Annotated in this window: 20 protein-coding genes and 2 pseudogenes; 9 read left to right on the top strand and 13 right to left on the bottom strand. The window is 40.8% G+C overall.

The genetic code is table 11. From position 1 onward, the window contains the following. Positions 1–64: 64 nt before the first annotated feature. The 10 genes from NSQ64_RS07090 to ggt all read right to left on the bottom strand — a co-directional run bounded on the left by NSQ64_RS07090 (position 65) and on the right by ggt (position 9,559). Complete coding sequence (locus NSQ64_RS07090; protein ID WP_017367078.1) at positions 65–1,096, bottom strand: alcohol dehydrogenase catalytic domain-containing protein; 1,032 nt, start codon at positions 1,094–1,096, stop codon at positions 65–67. After that, complete coding sequence (locus NSQ64_RS07085; RefSeq protein WP_008346260.1) at positions 1,093–1,539, bottom strand: hypothetical protein; 447 nt, start codon at positions 1,537–1,539, stop codon at positions 1,093–1,095. Before NSQ64_RS07085 ends, NSQ64_RS07090 begins: the two co-directional genes overlap by 4 nt. Positions 1,540–1,601: 62 nt before the next feature. After that, positions 1,602–1,880, bottom strand: a complete 279-nt coding sequence (locus NSQ64_RS07080) for a PTS sugar transporter subunit IIB (protein WP_017367077.1) — start codon at positions 1,878–1,880, stop codon at positions 1,602–1,604. A 19-nt stretch (positions 1,881–1,899) separates the two neighbouring features. Further along, on the bottom strand, positions 1,900–3,273 hold the full coding sequence (locus tag NSQ64_RS07075) for a PTS galactitol transporter subunit IIC (protein WP_035700436.1): 1,374 nt from the start codon (positions 3,271–3,273) through the stop codon (positions 1,900–1,902). Between the two features lie 50 nt (positions 3,274–3,323). After that, on the bottom strand, positions 3,324–3,791 hold the full coding sequence (locus NSQ64_RS07070; RefSeq protein WP_008346265.1) for a PTS sugar transporter subunit IIA: 468 nt from the start codon (positions 3,789–3,791) through the stop codon (positions 3,324–3,326). Positions 3,792–4,031: 240 nt separating this feature from the next. Further along, positions 4,032–4,763 (bottom strand): sulfate/molybdate ABC transporter ATP-binding protein, encoded by a 732-nt coding sequence (locus tag NSQ64_RS07065; RefSeq protein ID WP_268381671.1) that lies wholly within the window; start codon positions 4,761–4,763, stop codon positions 4,032–4,034. A 15-nt stretch (positions 4,764–4,778) separates the two neighbouring features. Continuing rightward, the gene (gene cysW, locus NSQ64_RS07060) at positions 4,779–5,648 is read right to left on the bottom strand and encodes a sulfate ABC transporter permease subunit CysW (RefSeq protein ID WP_041507422.1); all 870 of its coding nucleotides are present in this window, start codon (positions 5,646–5,648) and stop codon (positions 4,779–4,781) included. 5 nt (positions 5,649–5,653) lie between these two features. Continuing rightward, the gene (gene cysT / locus NSQ64_RS07055) at positions 5,654–6,499 is read right to left on the bottom strand and encodes a sulfate ABC transporter permease subunit CysT (protein WP_144666491.1); all 846 of its coding nucleotides are present in this window, start codon (positions 6,497–6,499) and stop codon (positions 5,654–5,656) included. A gap of 11 nt (positions 6,500–6,510) precedes the next feature. Beyond that, positions 6,511–7,542 carry a sulfate ABC transporter substrate-binding protein gene (locus NSQ64_RS07050; RefSeq protein WP_045034931.1) on the bottom strand — a complete coding sequence of 344 codons (1,032 nt, stop codon included), beginning with the start codon at positions 7,540–7,542 and terminating at the stop codon, positions 6,511–6,513. Positions 7,543–7,804: 262 nt separating this feature from the next. Next, complete coding sequence (gene ggt / locus NSQ64_RS07045; protein WP_035700423.1) at positions 7,805–9,559, bottom strand: gamma-glutamyltransferase; 1,755 nt, start codon at positions 9,557–9,559, stop codon at positions 7,805–7,807. A gap of 228 nt (positions 9,560–9,787) precedes the next feature. Between ggt and NSQ64_RS07040 the strand changes: the two genes are divergently transcribed. The 6 genes from NSQ64_RS07040 to NSQ64_RS07015 all read left to right on the top strand — a co-directional run bounded on the left by NSQ64_RS07040 (position 9,788) and on the right by NSQ64_RS07015 (position 13,377). Continuing rightward, positions 9,788–10,246, top strand: coding sequence for an ASCH domain-containing protein (locus NSQ64_RS07040; RefSeq protein ID WP_073414248.1), 459 nt, complete (start codon positions 9,788–9,790; stop codon positions 10,244–10,246). A 206-nt stretch (positions 10,247–10,452) separates the two neighbouring features. After that, positions 10,453–11,070, top strand: coding sequence for a DUF47 domain-containing protein (locus tag NSQ64_RS07035; RefSeq protein WP_017359157.1), 618 nt, complete (start codon positions 10,453–10,455; stop codon positions 11,068–11,070). Between the two features lie 15 nt (positions 11,071–11,085). Then, positions 11,086–12,084, top strand: coding sequence for an inorganic phosphate transporter (locus tag NSQ64_RS07030; protein WP_017359158.1), 999 nt, complete (start codon positions 11,086–11,088; stop codon positions 12,082–12,084). A 146-nt stretch (positions 12,085–12,230) separates the two neighbouring features. Continuing rightward, complete coding sequence (locus tag NSQ64_RS07025; RefSeq protein WP_017359599.1) at positions 12,231–13,001, top strand: type II toxin-antitoxin system SpoIISA family toxin; 771 nt, start codon at positions 12,231–12,233, stop codon at positions 12,999–13,001. Next, positions 12,970–13,146 carry a type II toxin-antitoxin system SpoIISB family antitoxin gene (locus NSQ64_RS07020; protein ID WP_281215410.1) on the top strand — a complete coding sequence of 59 codons (177 nt, stop codon included), beginning with the start codon at positions 12,970–12,972 and terminating at the stop codon, positions 13,144–13,146. The genes NSQ64_RS07025 and NSQ64_RS07020 overlap by 32 nt, the downstream gene beginning before the upstream one ends. Before the next feature lie 99 nt (positions 13,147–13,245). Further along, on the top strand, positions 13,246–13,377 hold the full coding sequence (locus NSQ64_RS07015) for a hypothetical protein (RefSeq protein WP_255290884.1): 132 nt from the start codon (positions 13,246–13,248) through the stop codon (positions 13,375–13,377). Here the strand turns inward: NSQ64_RS07015 and NSQ64_RS07010 are convergent. Then, positions 13,366–14,177 (bottom strand): annotated as a pseudogene (locus NSQ64_RS07010) (N-acetylmuramoyl-L-alanine amidase). The gene NSQ64_RS07015 and the pseudogene NSQ64_RS07010 overlap by 12 nt on opposite strands. 311 nt (positions 14,178–14,488) lie before the next feature. On the opposite strand from NSQ64_RS07010, the pseudogene NSQ64_RS07005 reads away from it, so the two are divergent. Then, positions 14,489–15,072 (top strand): annotated as a pseudogene (locus tag NSQ64_RS07005) (ImmA/IrrE family metallo-endopeptidase). Here the strand turns inward: NSQ64_RS07005 and NSQ64_RS07000 are convergent. Next, positions 15,063–15,686 carry a poly-gamma-glutamate hydrolase family protein gene (locus tag NSQ64_RS07000; protein WP_024719586.1) on the bottom strand — a complete coding sequence of 208 codons (624 nt, stop codon included), beginning with the start codon at positions 15,684–15,686 and terminating at the stop codon, positions 15,063–15,065. The pseudogene NSQ64_RS07005 and the gene NSQ64_RS07000 overlap by 10 nt on opposite strands. A 244-nt stretch (positions 15,687–15,930) precedes the next feature. On the opposite strand from NSQ64_RS07000, the gene NSQ64_RS06995 reads away from it, so the two are divergent. Beyond that, positions 15,931–16,302 (top strand): DUF5412 domain-containing protein, encoded by a 372-nt coding sequence (locus NSQ64_RS06995; protein WP_144740398.1) that lies wholly within the window; start codon positions 15,931–15,933, stop codon positions 16,300–16,302. A 39-nt stretch (positions 16,303–16,341) separates the two neighbouring features. Here NSQ64_RS06995 and NSQ64_RS06990 read toward each other — a convergent pair whose 3' ends face one another. Next, entirely contained in the window at positions 16,342–17,166 is an 825-nt protein-coding gene (locus NSQ64_RS06990) for a methyl-accepting chemotaxis protein (RefSeq protein ID WP_019743472.1), read from the bottom strand. 221 nt (positions 17,167–17,387) lie between these two features. Here NSQ64_RS06990 and NSQ64_RS06985 point away from each other — a divergent pair, with 221 nt between their 5' ends. Continuing rightward, positions 17,388–18,857, top strand: a complete 1,470-nt coding sequence (locus NSQ64_RS06985; RefSeq protein WP_341015753.1) for an NAD(P)/FAD-dependent oxidoreductase — start codon at positions 17,388–17,390, stop codon at positions 18,855–18,857. Position 18,858: the final 1 nt, after the last annotated feature.

The following is an 18,858-nucleotide window of genomic DNA, read 5'->3' as shown; positions in this document are numbered from 1 at the left end:
GAAAAAAAGAGAAAGGCAAAGCCCTTTTCCAAAGACCTTCTCTTTCTCTCCATCTCGCACATTCTCATTCATCTGGATACATCATGATTTTGACGCTTTCACCTTCTGGATGCCTAGCGCATTCTATCGCCTGACGAAGCTGACTTAATGGATATCGATGCGTCACCATTTTTTCTGTATGAACGACTTTTGCTTTTAAGAGCTCTAGCGCTTCACGATAATGGTATGGATGCGAGGAATAAGCTCCAACTACTTTCACTTCATCATGGAAAAAACGTTCTGCTGGAATGGAGACATCCCCTTTCGGAAAGTGAGCAAAGACCAAAATCGTTCCGCCTCTTGCGACAGCTTGAAATGCTTCTTTTAAAAGCGCACTACTACCCACAGAAATAATGACAAGGTCCGCTCCCTTTCCATCTGTTTCTTTCATGACGCGGTTTTCTACTGGCTCAGATGCTGGATGAAAAGCGACGTCCGCCCCAAGATTTCTTGCTTGAAGGAGCCTGTTCTCATTTACGTCTGTGATCATCACTTTTCCAGCCAAATAATATTTGGCAAGCTGTAATTGAATGCAGCCAATTTGCCCCGCTCCAAGAATCAAGACCGAATCTCCAGGATGAACGGGCGCCCTTTCAAAGCCGTGAAGACAGCAGGCAACCGGTTCGACCATCGCTCCTTGTTCATATGAGACGTCATGTGGGAGCTTGCCCATTGTATGCTTAACATGTAAAGCGGGAACACGAATATATTCCGAAAAACCGCCCGGCTCTACATTTGTGGCTGCAAATTGCGGGCACATTGTATAAAATCCTCTTTGACAAAAGTCACAAGTAAAACAAGGGACATGATGCGCTACATACACCCTGTCTCCCGTTTGAACATGTGTAACGTGACGGCCTGTTTCGATAATGTCACCAGCGATTTCATGCCCTAGCACTGTGCCAGGAGGTACCGTCTCATGTGTCGCTTTATAAATATCCGTCCCGCATAACCCGCAGGCACGCATTTTTAATAATACTTCGTCGTCACCAATGGCTGGCCGCTTCCGCTCCTCGTAACGAATGTCCTCTGAAGAATAAAAGACAGCTGATTTCATTTAGCCGCATCCTCCTTTTCATCACATGTCGCAAGACTCTGCAAGGATTGAACGAGCTGCTTGTACTCACTCATCTCACTTGAAATCCAGTAGCGTCCGCCAAATATTCGCGCAGGTCCCACTCTGACATATACTTTCCCGATATGAGGATATGGTTTTAAAAACAATTTTCCTTTAATATCGGACACGGCGTATGTGTGCCACCTGCCAAAAGCACCTATTTTCAGCTCATCTTCACTAATCATGATATTCGTTGGCTGATTCAGGCCAGTGATGCTAGAAAGCATAAGGATAGGCAGCGTATAGACACCTAACACAGCTAATGGCTCAGGTCCTGCCGACATCAACGTATAAAGAGACCAGAGAAAAAACACACATATTAACAAGGCCGGAAGGAAAATAGAAAACATGGCAGACGTTCGGCTATAAGCATGCTGCTGCATGAGAGCTCCCCCTTTCAAATGACATGGAAGGAGCTTTCGCAGCTCCTCCACGCAATCATCGTTCACTTAATATGATCGATAATTTTTTCAATATCATCTTCAATGCCAAATCCCGTTAAAAAAGATAACGTTTGAATCACAGGCGTTCCTTTTGTATCACTAACAGGCGTTGTCGTCACAATTAAATCAGCACCCTCCGCTTTCTGCGGAACCTCAGATGCCTTACACTGTTCAACGATGACATCGTATCCTTTTTCCTTTAATGTCTCTTCTACCTTTTTTGCCACAACCGTTGACGTCGCAACTGCCGTTCCGCAAGATACTAATATTTTTTTTGCCATGAGAATCCCTCCAGCTCGTTTATTGATCTTTCTGATCTAAGCCCATTTCTTTTGCATACTGCTTTTTAATATCATTTCGCACCCAGTACCAAAGAAGCGCATATGCCAGTGCACAGATAATCGCTGCAATGAAGTAAGGATTGCTCGGATCAAGAAGTCTCACCATGATCCAAGGAATGACGTGTGAACCAAGATCGATACCAGAGATCATATTTGCCCCTTCTGGGAAGTCGAAACCAACTGCTTTCCCCATTGTTGTGGCGAGTGGTGCAAGGTTCGTTGCAATGAAGAAAACAATCATTAAGGTAAAAATACTGTTAATGAGGCCGCGAATAATATTCCCACGAGCGGCTGCTACTGCCCATACCACTGTAAATGGCAGAACCGATAAGTCTGCAAACGGCAGCATACCATTGTATGGAAGGACGACAGCGAGCAAAATGGTGATTGGCACCATCAAAAGGGCTACAGCCATATTCGCTGGATGACCAATGACAATCGCTGTATCCAAACCAATATAGACATTTTTTCCAGGGAAACGCTTTTGAATATAAGAACGAGCACCCTCAGAGATTGGAATAAGTCCTTCCATTAATAAAGCAACCATTCTTGGCATTAACACAAGCACTGCAGCCATTTGAATTCCAAGGGTCATGACACCTTTTGCATCATAGCCCCCAAGAAGACCAATAATGATACCAAGTATAAGACCCATCACAAGCGGTTCACCAAAGATGCCAAAACGTTTTTTCAAAGTTTCTGGATCCGCATGAATTTTGTTTAGACCAGGGATTTTATCAATCACGCGGTTTGACGCATACATGAGCGGAGCGAAGTTGACCGTTTCAGCATGAGCCATCGATACGCCTTTTAATCCGAAATGGTGTTCAATCGTCGGTGCCGTCCAATCGGCGAGTTTTAGAGTAATCGCAGAAACAATTAAACCAACGGCAAGAGCTAAGAACATATTATGATAAGCGTAGTAAGTAACAGAAGCAGCGAAAATCAAATGCCAGAAATTCCAAATATCCACATTCAATGTTTTCGTAAAGTTAACAGACAGCAAAATGACATTTAACAAGAGCACAAGAGGAATCATCAAAGGGGCAACAGGTGTACCAAATGAAATGGCGGCTCCAATCGGCCAACCGACATCTAAAATATCAAGCTTTAATCCAAGGGAATTGACCATGGCTTTGGCTGCTGGTCCAAGACCGCTTACAAGTAAATTAATGACAAGATTGACCCCGACAAATCCAATTCCGATGGTAATACCTGCACGGAAGGATTTTTTAAATCCTTGCCTTAAAATCATACCGAATAACGTCATAATAATTGGGAGCATAATTGTTGGCCCTAAGTCTAAGATGAAATCGACGGCTTGCTTGATCATACATCCACCTCCTGATTTTAAATAAAGCGCTTACATTATGTCTTGAATAACTATTGGTTTAATTCTTTTTGAAGTACATCAACGGCTTCTTCATACGATGTCATGTGAGATAAACTTGTCATTACTTCTTCTTTTCTGAAAAGCGTCATCAGTTTCTCTAACATCACGAGCTGCTTACTAGGTTCAGAGATTGCCAGAACGAACACAATTTTGGCTTGAACTGTCTCATGAGGGCTTCCCATCTTATGAAAAATAACAGGTTCCTTTAATGTCGCTACACTGATCGCCGGTTTGTTTACATGTTCAGGATCTGTATGGGGAATGGCTACCCCAAAGGTCGCAAGAGGAAGACCGGTCGGATATGTTTTTTCTCTTTCAAGCACTGCTGGTAAAAAGCTCGATTTAATATACCCTCCAGTTTCTAACCTTTCTGCTAAATAGGCAGTCACCTCCTCACTTGAAGATGCTTCGTACTGCAGCTCAATCAGCTGTTGATCTAACTCAAACAAGCTGTTCAAACAACCACCCCTTTCATTTGGTATAAATATGAACACATGTAACAAATAGAATGAACATTTTAAAATAGAACCTTTTGTAAAGCGCTTACAAACAGACGTTTTATAAAATGTTCAATACTGTTACCTTTGTAAAGATATTATAATATTCGAAATTATAAGTCAATGTTCCTAGGAAAATTTTTATAAAAAAAGATGCAGCTTTTTGCCGCATCTCTTTCATTACATCACATCAACTTCTTGTTAAATATGGCTTCCTATATCTAAAAATTCAGCTACAAAAAGGTTGTCTGTCTGCTCTGTCATTTCTTTTTTTGTGCCGATTTTTTCGATTCTGCCCTCATTCATCACCACAACACGATCAGCGATATCAAACGCTTCTTCTTGATCATGCGTCACAAAGATGATCGTCATTTGAAATTCTTGATGAACTTTTTTCAGCCAATGTCTTAAGTCTTTTCTCACCTTTGAATCTAGTGCACCAAAAGGTTCATCTAAGAGAAGAGCTTTCGGTTTAACGGCTAGAGCACGTGCAAGTGCTACACGCTGCTTTTGTCCACCTGACAGCTGCTCTGGATAACGATGTTCATACTGCGTTAATTGAACGACTTTCAGCAGCTCATGCACTCGCTCTTTGATGTCTTTTTTAGGCAACCTTTCTCCTCTAGGTTTCATCTTCAATCCATAAGCCACATTATCAAATACCGTCATATTTCGAAAAAGCGCATATTGCTGAAAGACAAAACCAATTTGCCGTTTTCGCACTGGAATATAAGTATAATCCTGTTCTCCAAATAAGATCTGTCCAGTATTCGCATCATCAAGCCCTGCAATAATTCTTAATAAAGTCGTCTTACCTGACCCAGACGGTCCAAGTAAGGAAATCAATTCCCCATTTCCGATCGTCAAATCCACGTTTTGCAAAACCTTCGTCTGCCCAAATTGCTTTGATATTTGTTTCACTGTAATCCCCAAGGCTGATCCCTCCATTTATTTTGAACGCTTGCCAAGCCTATGATCTCTCTGCTGAATGATCTGCTTGATGATTAATGTGATGACCGCAACAAACGCCATGAGAGAGGCCACAGCAAAAGCCGCTTGGAATTGATACTCGTTGTATAGAATTTCTATATGAAGCGGCATCGTATTCGTCATTCCGCGGATATGACCGGATACAACCGACACTGCACCAAATTCACCAATTGCCCTAGCCCCTGCTAAAATGGCGCCGTAAAAAAGGGCCCATTTTATATTTGGAAGTGTCACAAGGAAAAAGGTCTTCCACCCACTGGCACCAAGCGTAAGCGATGCTTCTTCCTCATGAATGCCTTCATTTTGCATAAACGGAATTAACTCTCTCGCAACAAAAGGAAATGTCACAAAGATGGTCGCAAGAATCATCCCCGGTACAGAGTAAATCACTTTCCATCCATTTGCTAAAAGCCACGGTCCTAAAAGTCCATTTGAACCAAATAAAAGTACAAATACAAGTCCTGCAATGACAGGTGACACCGCAAACGGAAGATCAATGACAGTCGTTAACAAACGTTTTCCCGGGAAATGAAATTTTGTGATGAGCCAAGCAGCACTGACCCCAAAAATCATTTGAAGCGGCAATGTGATCATCACAATGAAAACAGTCAATTTAATTGCCGCAAGCGTGTCTGGATGTGAGATGGCAAGAAGATAAGAACTCCATCCTTTCTCAAAAGCCTTTGAAAACACAGCAATCAACGGCATGAGTAAAAACAAAATCAAAAAAGCATACACCACACCAATCAACATACTCTTCACCGCTTTTGATTCCGTCACAGGACTCCTGTACTTGATGCGGTGCTCTTTAAGAAGCTCCCTTTCCAATCATCTCACCTCACTTCCACTTGTTTTTTCCGCTCGACAAACCACTGCAATCCGTGAATCAATAACAAAATGACAAATGATAAGAGCAGCATGAAACAGGCAATGGCTGCGGCACCTTGATAATCATACTGCTCAAGCTTTGACATGATCATCAGTGGTGTAATCTCTGTTTTAAACGGGATATTTCCCGCTATAAACACAACGGAGCCATATTCACCGAGTGCTCTTGCAAATGCAAGAGAAAATCCAGTCAGCACCGCTGGAAACAAGGCAGGCAGCAGTACATGAAAAAAGGTCTGTTTTCTTGTAGCACCAAGTATAGCTGCGGCCTCTTCCACTTCCTGCTCAAGCCCCTCAATGACCGGTTGAACCGTTCTTACGACAAATGGAACGCCAATAAAAATCAGTGCCAAAATAATACCGAGCGGGGTGTATGCCACCTTCACATGCAAAAATTGCCCAATCCACCCATTCGGAGAATAAAGAGTCGTCAAAGCGATGCCAGCCACTGCCGTTGGAAGAGCAAACGGCAAATCGATGAGGGCATCCAGGATGTTCTTTCCTGGAAACGAGTACCGCGTGAGAACCCATGCGATCAGTACACCGAAACCTGCATTGATGAGTGCAGCTGCAAAAGAAGTCGTAACCGTAAGCTGCAGCGACTTTAGCACCCGCGCATCACTAAAGACATTCCAAATTCCTTCTGCTCCTAATGAAGCCGTCCAAATAAATACCATAGATAAAGGAATCACGACAATCGCACTGACATAAACAAGTGTCACTCCGAGACTCAGCCCGAATCCAGGCAATACACGTTTTCTTTTATTGGCGGCAGCATAGCCTTTCTTCATCACGTCGCCCCCTATTTTTGTCCGCTATATATTTGATCAAATAATCCGCCATCATCAAAAAATCTTTTCTGCGCCTTTCGCCATCCGCCAAATGCCTGATCAATGGTCACCATATCAATCTCTTTAAATTGATCTTTATATTTGTTTAGCACTTCTTGATTTCTTGGTCGATAATAGTTTTTCGCCGCAATTTCCTGTCCTTTTTTAGAATACAAATAATCTAAATAAGCCTTTGCCACTTTCTCTGTTCCTTTTCGTTTCACATTTTGGTCGACAACGGCAACGGGCGGCTCTGCTAGAATACTAATGGAGGGACTGACAATCTCAAATTTGTCTTTGCCTAATTCATGCAGTGTCAAATAGGCTTCATTTTCCCAAGCAATTAACACGTCACCAAGACCGCGCTCGACAAAAGTTGTTGTGGCGCCACGAGCACCTGAATCGAGCACCTCGACATGCTCATATAACTTTTTCACAAAATCCTTCGTTTTTTCTTCATCCCCATGAAAGGTTTTATCGGCATATGCCCATGCGGCTAAATAATTCCATCTTGCACCGCCTGACGTTTTTGGATTTGGTGTGATGATAGATACACCTGGCTGAATCAAGTCATCCCAGTCTTTAATTTTTTTGGGGTTTCCTTTCTTCACAAGAAACACAATAGTAGACGTATAAGGTGTGGACTGATTCGGAAATTCTTTTTGCCAATCCTTTGAAAGTAGCCCTCGATCTGCAATGGCATCAATGTCGTACCCAAGAGCAAGTGTAGCCACGTCTGCTTCGAGTCCATCAATAATCGATCTCCCCTGCTTACCTGACCCTCCATGAGACTGCTGTATTGTCACATCCTCACCGGTTTTGTCTTTCCAATAAGTCTGAAAGGCTTGATTGTATTCCTGATACAATTCACGTGTAGGATCGTATGACACATTCAACAGCTCAACCTTTCCCTTTTGATTTGAGGCTTCATTCGCATTTGAGCATGCAGCACTTGTGATGATGAAAAGTGTCATCGCAATAGAAATCCATATCCATTTTTTCATGTTATCCGCTCCCTTTCACATTGAATAGTGACACCAACCTTGCCGTTTTCAGTTCTATACGCAAAAAAGGCCCTCAGCGATTGAAGTACAAAAAAGTCCTGTACGTCAATGCCAAGAGCCTTCGGTTGTCCGATCAGCTATGTATGATTGATGTTAGTCTATATATTATTCAAACTATTCACAGGTGTCAACTGTGTTTTTATTTTAATGAAAACTAAAAAGAAACGCCTTCTTGATGAGGCGCTTCTTTTCCCGGGAAATGCTATTGATCTGCAGCTACCTTTAGATTGACACCTACAGCAGTTCCATTTCTCGTTGAATCAGCTACTCCAGTAAATGTCCCTGCTTTTCGATCAATCAGTAAAGCTTGCACATTCCCTATATCAATAGGGGAACTGCCAAACTGGTGACCCATATCATTTAACTTTGTTCTTACATCTAGAGGGACACCTACTTCATAACGATACGAAGTTAAGCTGTTTGTGTAGATTCTTGGCTCTTCTACCGCATCCTGAAGCTCCATGTCATATTCAAGTAAATTGAGAATCGTCTGTGAAACAGAAGCAATGATCGTCGTTCCACCAGGAGACCCAACAGTCATGACAGGCTCTCCATCTTTAAAAATGATCGTCGGAGTCATACTTGATAACGGACGTTTATTGGGCTGGACTTCATTTGCCCCGCCAGGTCTTGCATCAAAATCAGTCAGTTCATTATTTAAGAAAAATCCATACTCTGGAACAAGTATCCCTGTACCAAATAATTGTTCAATGGTTGTTGTAAATGACACAACATTTCCCCACTGATCTGCAACAGTAAAATGGGTCGTCTCACCAATGGTTTTATCTTCTGGCTGAGGAACAATTGGGGATGGATTTTTCTCATCCTCATATGCCCAAGGATCTCCTTCTTTCGGGCTGCGATTCATTTGATCTAATTGAATGAGAGAGGCTCTTTCTGAAATGTAATCATCGTCTAGTAGTCCTTTTAGTGGAACATCTACGAATTCGGGGTCGCCGGCATATGCGGCTCTGTCAGCATAGGAGAGGTGCATTGTTTCAGCAAGCAGCTGATATTTTTCGAATGATTTGGGGTCATACTGAGACAGGTTAAAATGGTCAAGTATTTTGAGAATTTGTAGCATAAACACCCCGCCTGAGCTTGGTGGAGGCATGCTTGCAAGCTGATATCCTTTATAGTCTCCCCAGATTGGCTTGTCAGTCTTGACTTCATAACGTTTGATATCTTTTGAAGTCATCGTCCCGCCAAAATCTTGAACTGTATTTGCAAGTGCCTTTGCTACTTTTCCTTCATAAAACGCTTTGCTTCCTTTTTTCGCAATGAGTTTAAATGTTTTTGCAAGACCTGGCTGGACAAGCAGATCTCCTTCTTCGAGCGGCTGATCATTTGGAAGAAAAATTGGCGCTGCGGCCGTTTTTTTCAATTTTCCTTGGTGATCATCAATCGCATTTGCCAAGACAGAATCAATTTCAAAACCATCTTCTGCAAGTTGAATGGAGGGCTCAATCAATTCCTTCATAGAACGAGTACCCCACTTATCTAATGCAGCTTCAAGACCTTTTACAGTCCCTGGAACACCTACCGCATTTCCATGTGTAGATCGCTCAGCAAACGGAATCACTTTTCCATCATCTGTTAAAAACATGTCAGGTGTTGCGCCCTGTGGTGCTCGCTCTCTGCTATTGATGATGGATGTTTCCTTTGTCTTCCCATCATAAACCATCATAAATCCGCCGCCGCCAATTCCAGACATCATTGGCTCTGTTACGTTAAGTGCGTACTGAATGGCAACAGCAGCATCCACTGCGTTCCCACCTTTTTTCAATACGTCAGCACCAATCTCCGATGCAAGCGGATGTGCAGTAGCCACCATACCATCTTTGCCAACAGCTACTTTATTCCCATGCGTTTCGTTTGCAGTGACTTGGCTGACCGGCAGGAAAAACGAGAAAACAAACAGACATATGGACAAAACAGTTAGAGAAATGCGTTTCATGAACAACACCCCTTCCATATTCTTACTTTGACCTTACCGACTTCTTGACCAGAATACAATAGATTATTCTAAAATTTCAAAATTTTTCATTCTATCATCCTATATCTGCCAAACAAAACACATGTTTTCAAAACATATGACATGCACATCTCGTAGTAATAAAGACATACGTTTTCCAAGTTTGAAACTTCACGATATAATAAACTCATAACAAAGGGGGGAAAAAGAATGAACCACAAAAGCACTTTATTTTGGGAATCTTATTGGGAAGAAAAATCAGAAAAAACTCCTGATCACGCCTCTGTTTCTGCTTGGGCATTTGGTGCAAATCCAGATCACTTGCTTGACCTTGTACAACAAGGAAAAAAAACAGCCACTTGTTCTGGATACCTTTTTTACGAAAAAGAACAAGAGCCTCTTCCAAAACCCGGTCAATATGCGGTCATTTTGGACAGCCAAGAGGAACCAAAAGCCATCATAGAGATCACACAAGTAGATATCATGCCAATGAATGAAGTTCCTGAATCATTTGCAAAAGCAGAAGGTGAAGGCGATCTTTCATATGACTATTGGTACAAAGAACATGAAGAATTTTTCACAGAAGCCCTTAAGCCGTACGGATTAACATTTAAGGAAGATATGCTCCTTGTTTGTGAGCGATTTAAGCTTGTTTATTCAGCTTCTTAACTTTTAAGCGGTGCCAAAAATGGTCCGCTTTTTTGCTTTCTTTTCCCCTTTCTGAAAAAGGTGAGTTGAGATCACATCTTTAGGTCAGAATAAGATCAAATAGAAAAAGTGAAGAAATTTTCGACTACACCTGTTTTTTTTCGACAAAAGAATATATAATTATTTGATGTGTGCATTGTCTCATTTATACAATGGAGGGTTTTTACATGTTAAAAAGGAAAAAAGACAAGTTTTCCGTCTTGTTAACGGAAATTGCTAAAAATTTAGATGAAACTGCTGAGTATTTTGTTAGCTATAAAGTAACAAATCAAACCACTCTGAAAGAATTTTCTGACACATTGAAGGAATATGAGACAAAAGGTGATAATCATGTTCATACCATGATTAAAGAGCTGAACAAAGCCTTTATTACACCGATTGAACGTGAAGACATTCTTCAATTGACGAATAGCCTCGACGATGTTTTAGACGGCATTGAGCATTTTTCAGCAACTTTAGAAATTTATTCAATTACAAGCTCTGACGAACATATCGACAAATTCAGCCACTACATCAGAGAATGTGCGAAAGAAATTTTAACGACTATTGAATTACTGGCTGATAATCGCTTGAAAGATATTCATCCGCACGCAATCAAAATTAAAGAGATTGAGCATAATTGTGACAATCTTCACCGCAAATCACTAAAGAACTTGTTTGGAAAAGAAACAGATCCAATTAAGGTCATTCAATACAAAGAAATTTACGAAACACTTGAAGAAATCGCAGATTCCTGTCAAAGTGTTGCCAACAATCTAGAAACAATCATTATGAAGAATGCGTAACGGGGTTAGTTAAACATGGATACATTACTCATCCTTACCATACTTATTGTCATTTGTGCACTTGCTTTTGATTTCATTAACGGATTCCACGATACAGCAAATGCCATTGCTACTTCTGTTTCAACAAAGGCGTTAAAGCCTAGACATGCTATTATTATGGCAGCGTTTATGAACTTCTTAGGAGCAATGACATTTACAGGTGTGGCAAAGTCCATTACAAAAGACATCGCAGATCCTTTTACACTTCAAAACGGATCTGTCGTCATTTTGGCTGCTTTAATTGCAGCCATTACCTGGAACTTGCTTACTTGGTATTACGGGATTCCGAGTAGTTCTTCACACGCACTGATCGGGTCAATTGCAGGAGCTGTTATTGCCTCTGCTGGTTTTGGCGCTTTAAACTATTCGGGATTCATTAAAATCATTCAAGCACTATTGCTTTCACCTATCCTGGCTTTTGTTTTGGGATATATCGTGTATACCATTATCAAAATTATATTCCGAAACAACAATCTCGCAAAAACAAATAAACAATTCCGACGTGTTCAAATTTTAACGGCTGCACTGCAATCGTATACCCACGGAACAAACGATGCGCAAAAAGCGATGGGAATTATTACGATGGCTTTAATTGCAGGTAATTTGCATACAACAGACGACATTCCTTTCTGGGTACAATTCTCTTGTGCGCTTGCAATGGGACTAGGTACGTCTATTGGCGGCTGGAAGATTATTAAAACAGTCGGCGGTAAAATCATGAAGATTCGTCCAGTAAACGGAGTATCTGCAGACTTAACGGGTGCAGCTATTATCTTCGGTGCAACATTTATTCACTTACCGGTTAGTACCACTCACGTGATCTCATCTTCTATTCTAGGTGTAGGTTCTGCACATAGAGTAAAAGGAGTTAACTGGGGTACGGCAAAACGTATGCTTGTCACTTGGGTGATCACATTACCGATTTCGGGAACTCTAGGGGCACTTATATACTTTGTGTTAAATGCGATTCTTTAATTTAAAAGACCTGTCTAACAGGTCTTTTTTATTTGTTTGCATCCTCAAATGGTCTTTTTCTGCAAGCCATTTTTTCATGAAGCAGGGTTTCCAAACATATCCATAGAAATAAATTAAGTATCCATCTGTCTATGGGAGAGAAGAACATGCTATTATTTTTTCAATTGACTGTTTGGTTATTGCTAGGTGCTCTTGCTGTATATGTATTTGCGGTATGGCGCTTTGAACAAAAAGTAAAAGAAAAGATGTTTGCGATTCGTAAAACGTGGTATTGGATTTATGTAGCGGGTGCTGTTGTGTACTGGACAAATGACCCTGCTTCAATCTTCACCGATTGGATGCACTACCTGATTATTGCTGTTTTTTTCGCATTAACTGATGCCTTTATTTTCCTCAGCTCCTATATAAAAAAACTCGGAAATCATGAACTTGAAACCGACACCCATCAACTCCTAGAACAAAATAACGACCTGCTTCATTCTTACCTCAATAAACTAAAAACGTACCAATACCTATTGAAAAACGAACCGATCCATGTATATTATGGAAGTATAGAAGCATATATAGAGGGAATTGAACGACTGATCTATTCTTTTGCAGAAAAAATGAATATTCAAGCAGTTCTTTGTCCTTATGATACGCAGGAGCAAAAAGATGACCTGCTGCGGACACTTGATCAGAGAGCGCTCATTCAAGCAAAGCTTGACAGGCAGGAAGTGTATTACGATGATTTCGGCAAATTGGTTCTCATCCCGTTTTCAGTAGCGGATGCACACTTTGTGATTAAGCTGACCTCTGAGGAAATTGTCACTGAATTCGACTATTTATTAATGACTTCACTTACAACGATTTATGACCTAATCTTGCCTGATGAAGAGGAAGGTGATGAAGATGGAACACGCACTTCAAGGGGATAATAACAATCGCAAGAAAAACCCATTTAAGATTTTAAAGAAAAAGCGCTATATTAGTATGGCTGATTACAAAGTAAGTCCCCATACGGAGCGTATTTTCAAAAAGAATGAACAGCTCCTAGATGAGTATAAAAATAAAAAAGCTTGATTACACTAAAGGACGCGGAACTTCATCCGCGTCCTACTTCCGTTTTCACATTTACTTGCATACAATAAAACCAACTGCTGCAACGATTGAGGTGCCAATATGAAAAAGAAACTTAAACAATTGAGGTATGTTCAGTTTGCTGAATTTAAGCCATCCCCTTATGTCTGCCGATTACATGAAAAAAGTGAAGCCGTCATTCAAGCGGCCAAAAAGAAAGACTCACTGATTTAATAGTTGAAGCAACTTCACTTTTGTTTTAGGACCGTATACTCCATCACTTGTTAGACCATTCATCAGTTGAAATCGCGCGACGGCATTGGCTGTTTTTTCCCCATAAACGCCATCAATGCCCTTATCTACAGCTGTTTTGTCAGGATAAAAATACACAGCAGCAAGCGCTTTTTGGACGAGACGTACATGCTCCCCTTTTGTCAGAGGTGATGTCACCTTTAACACCGCATCCGGCAGTTCATAACTGAGCTTTTCTTCTGCATGATAAATCTTGAGAACTTGTCCAACTCGAATCATGTTCGGGTCACTAATCTGATTCCATGTCTGTAAATCACTCACTGTGACACCATGGGCTTTGGCAATACTCGTTAGCGTATCCCCGCTTTTCACCACATATGTGATAACCGTTTCCGGATCACCTGCAGTCTCAATTCCTCTTTTAAATTCATCCCATGTAGCAAGCAGCAGACGTGGGCATGTTTGACAGCTTGTTGAAAGTTTCCATCCTCATTTTCACAAATTTCAATGCCAATCGATTTTCGGTTGCCATCTCCATGTCCATCCCCAGCATGCCATCCATTTTCATTTAAAGGGAGATGCTGAAAAATTTCCTTGTCATCCACTGTAAAGTGCCAGCTTACCTCTGTTGTTGAGCGTTTGACATATGCCGCGTGACTTTTTGCGTCAGCTCCCTTAGATGTATTGGCTGTGTTATGCACAGTTACATAAAGCGGCGTCATAGCATATCCTGGCCGATTTCCGTTTCCAACTGGAATACATTCTTGATAAATTTGTACCATGTTTTGCACTCCTTTTTGTTAAATTGATGTTTGATCTTGCTCATCAATCGGTGGCAAACGTAAGACAAATTTGTTTGTTTTCGTCATAAGACTATGGTAAAATTTGAATTCAATCGCCGTTTTATCTTTATAAAAAATAAAAAAACAGAATAAAAAACAGGAAAAACTTCCAATTTTCTTTGATTTTATGTTAAAATTGTTAAAAACAAGCCGATATAAAAAGTAAGCGATAGCTTTATTAGCCATTTAGTCCTATATGGACTTTTCTTTCACGGCAAAAATAGAACATACGTTTGTATGAAGGTTTTGAAATGACTTATTTTTTAACCCATTTAGAAGAAGATATTAAACGGTTATACACTCAACTGCAAATAAGCGGTCCTGCCTATGTAGACATGCATAGGATCGCCGCTGAATTTCATGTATGGGTACACTACGAGGATACTGGCAGCATGATGATCAAACATCAAGGTCTTTACAGTATTATTTTAAACAGAGCCTTATCGTCAGAAGAACAGTGGCAGGATTTCGCCCACGAGCTTTGTCATGTGCGAAGCATACAGGCAACCACTTTGACATGCACAAGCTCTTTCGAGAACTGCAAGAGTTTCAAGCAAAACAATTCATGTATCACTTTTGTGTTCCGACTTTTATGCTGCTGCAAATGACGCTCCCAAACCTTAGGCAGCAAGCCATTTTGCATATTGCTCAAACATTTCATGTCACTCGGGATTTTGCTGAAAAACGGCTTGCTCTATTTGAACAGCGAAGAGCCGGCATTCAATTTCAAAAAGAATTCACTTCTTATTTAATGAGAGCAGGCAAGGTCGCAGAAAATGAAGCTGCGTATCAAACAAAAGCGTCTGCACACGTGACGTCAGAAGTTTATTCATAAAGGCTTAACACTTGTTTCAGTACATTTGTGTATTGATAAAATTGTTCGGTTTGTGTATCACGCCTACGGCTCCGCCTAAAGTCTTGAAAGAAAGCTCTTCTCTGAGCTTGGCTAATTTCAATTTGAACACTTTTTCCTGTGAGGCATTGATTATTAATATTTTGAGGATGTGTTCCAGCAAATTGATCCGATTCAGATAAAAGTAAGGCATGGAAGCCATTTTGTGTGAGATACTTCACTGTTTCAGCAGCTTTTTCCCTGTCGGTACCGCCAACTAAAGTTTGTAGGACGTCTGTTTCTCCATAGCCGTGGAGTGCAAACGTATAATGATGTGTATGCACTTGAGAAAGACAAATCGGCTCATCAAAACGTGTGCTCGTAATATGAAGAACATGATTGCCTTTCACTTTAAGGCCCTCGAATAAATACATAGAATAATCGGTTGCTACTTCATGGACCAGCTCGCTCACGCCAGATTCAATTCCTCCCGCATGAGGTGACAGGACGAGAAGCTGATCCCCTTTCCGCTGATGAAGAATCTGATAGTCGATCCCTTTTCTTTCATGAGCGGAAAGCTCTTCATAATTTTGATACGTATCTATGATTTGATTCATTCCATCTGCCCCATTTCTCTATATGAGCATAAGTCTACTGATCGCAAATTCTTTTGTAAAGTGTTTTCGAATAACCAGTGTGATCTGAATGCATCCTTAAATTTTCCTTATCTTTACGGGCTAGCTGTTGAATGTTGAGAAAAAATGACCGATAATTGAAATGAATAGAACTTTTGGACTATATGAATCTTTTTGTAATCTCTCTCATATATTAGAATATTGCGATCTACACCTGGAGGAATTCATGTTTAAAAAGAAAACCACCATCATCCTTGCCATCTTATGTCTTAGCTTCGCCGGAATTATTTACTGGAAATGCTTCTCTCTTCAAGGCGTGTCTCACGGCACATTCATTCGCTCGATATCATCACCTGATGGAACCTATACCATTAACACATATCGACATAGCGGAGGAAAGCTAAAAGAGAATGCGGTCAGAGCAGAAATTGAAAACAAACTCACCCACCACAAAAAAACAATCTACTGGAATTACCCTGATAAAGATCCTCTGATCAAATGGGAAAATGCACAGCTCGTTCAAATTGGACATGAGTTTTTAAATGTGGTCAAAGGTGAAACATACGATTATCGCTTTGATCAGAAAAATAGAAAATAACGAGCCAGCAAAAAAACGAACCCTTTTTGGATTCGTTTTTTACGTTGACATCACCTTTTGCATAAATTCTTTCATTTCTTTGCTAACCGTCGTCAACCGATCTACAATTTCACTAAACTCCGTCACTAATAAAGCCTGTTCTGAAGATGACCCTTTCATATGGCCCATACTCTCAAGTAATGTATGTATATTAGAGGAAATCCCTTGCAATGAGCTTTCTATGTTTTCTGTTGCACGTGAGGTTTCGCTTGAGAGCTTTTGAACCTCGCTCGCTACCACACTAAAACCCGCTCCCTCTTTCCCTGCCCTGGCTGCTTCAATTGAAGCATTCAATCCTAGCAAACTCGTTTGTTTAGAGATACCTTTGATCATTTTTGTAATATCTGAAGTTTTTTTCGAGCTTTCAAGTGTTTGCTGTGTTTGGAATGTCATTTCCTCACTTGTCGCAGAGAGCTCTTCTGAATGAGCCGCCACCACATGCACTTTTTCTTGAATACTTTGAATGATGTCGTTCAATGACTCCATATACGCCTCAAGCTCTATTTGATTTTTAAGCGGAAAACCTAAAGCGATTGCACCAATGACTTGTTGATTTTCATCGAAAATCGGCAATCCCATTGCATTTAAAGGCGTCCCATACACCGATTCAGGTACAAATGTACTTGATGTTTCGCCTCTAAGCGCATTTTTCATATTCTGATCATCTGGTTTAATGGGATCTCCTGTCCGTATTTGAAAATCCACATCTTTTGATGGCAAATACAGCAAGAATTTTTCTCGATCAATGACCCCCATCGTCACTTCATCTTTTAAAATCTTCATCATATAAGGTGCTGCGGTTACAATACTCTGTAGTATATCCATTCCCTCTACCCCCTTAATGTATTTATCGGTCATTCCTCTTAAATTTGATTATTATTTTTTAAAAATAATGATCAAGATTGAAGTTTTTTTCATATTTACGAGTAAAAAGTATGCCAATTCCTTTCTATATTCAAGAAAACGAGAATTTGCTATACTTAGAAAATCAACATATGATGAAATGGTCATGTAACCATTTTATATATTCACTGGAGGCGCATGTTGTGACACAACCCATGAAGTATGAGCGGGCGATCGTCATCGGAGGCGGAATAACGGGAATGCTCGCTGCAAAGGTTTTATCAAGTTTTTACCTTGAAGTATTGATCATTGAAAAGGACGAATTGCCAGACGCTCCTGAAAATCGTCTTGGCACGCCTCAAGCTTTTCATCCACATAGAATGCTACCACTAGGCAAACAAATAGTGGAACGTCTATTTCCTGGTTATACAAAAGAATTACTCGAAATGGGCGCGTACAACACATGGCATCAGACATCTCGCTTTATGACAAAAGATGGCGAGTTAGTACTCACCGATACTGAAGAAACAGCTGTCACACGACGTGCCATGCTAGAGTGGGTGCTGATGCAAAGAATGTTACGTGAGGAACGTGTTCAATTTTTAGAAAAACATGAAGCGATCGCTCTTCTTTTTGAAGAAGAAACGACTAAAGTGAGTGGATTACAGGTCAAAGATCGGAGGATAAAGCCTGGAATCATCAACAAAATAAGTGCGGACTTAGTCATTGATACGTCTGGAAGAATGTCTAAATTGCCCAAATGGCTGAAAAGCGCAGGACGAACCTTGCCGCAGACAGATGAGCTAATCGTGTCTCTTGGCTATAGCACAAGATACTACCAAATACCACCTGAGGCACCGAACCTAGAACCAATGGTCATCGTTGGACAGCCAAATAAAAAAATTCCAACAGGACTGTTTGAACGTGTAGATCATGATTTAGCAGCGGTTCTTCTCTCTGCAGCTGGCGGCTCTCATTATCCAACAACGGACGCTGATCAGTTTGATGTAGAGACCGCTAAGCTGACCAATCCCTCTATAGCAGAAGCCATCACTCATTTAATTCCCTATACGAAACCAAAAGGATTTAGAGTTCCGGCTTGTGTCAGAAACCACTATGAACAAATGGAAGATTGGCCAAGCGGCTTATTGGTCATGGGTGATGCCTTATGCACATTAGATCCAATACATGGTCAGGGAATGACAAAGGCAGCTCTTGAGGCACAGACACTTGAGCGTATGCTCAAACAAGCACAAGAAGATGGGCTTATTTCTTTTGAACGGCATACCTTACAACAAATGCAGCACGCCAATGAGCTTGGCTGGTGGCTTTGTGCAATTGCGGATATGGCTTGGGAAGGCGTTGAATTAAAAGGAACCCCCATTCCCTATTTAACATTTGTGCAAGAATTTTTAAATCATTATGTACAATATGCCGTTCAAACAAAACAACCTAAATGCCTTGAGGCGTATCATCGTATGCATTCATTCTTAATAGAACCGAGAAAAATCATCAACCTAGAGCAGCTGCAAGACATGATTCAAGCTGACTTCACTGGTGATGTCGGCCACTGGTGGCAGAGGTGGGATCAAAAGAATGATGAATTAAATCGAGCTTTCTTCTATGAAGCTGTTCCAGACTTTCAATTACATCAATTGCTAAAATCAAACTAAC

This window comes from Bacillus sp. FSL W8-0183 (assembly GCF_038006825.1).
GTDB lineage: Bacteria > Bacillota > Bacilli > Bacillales > Bacillaceae > Bacillus > Bacillus altitudinis.
Note: the sequence above shows the minus strand (reverse complement) of the source record. Positions and strands in the feature narration are given on the sequence as shown.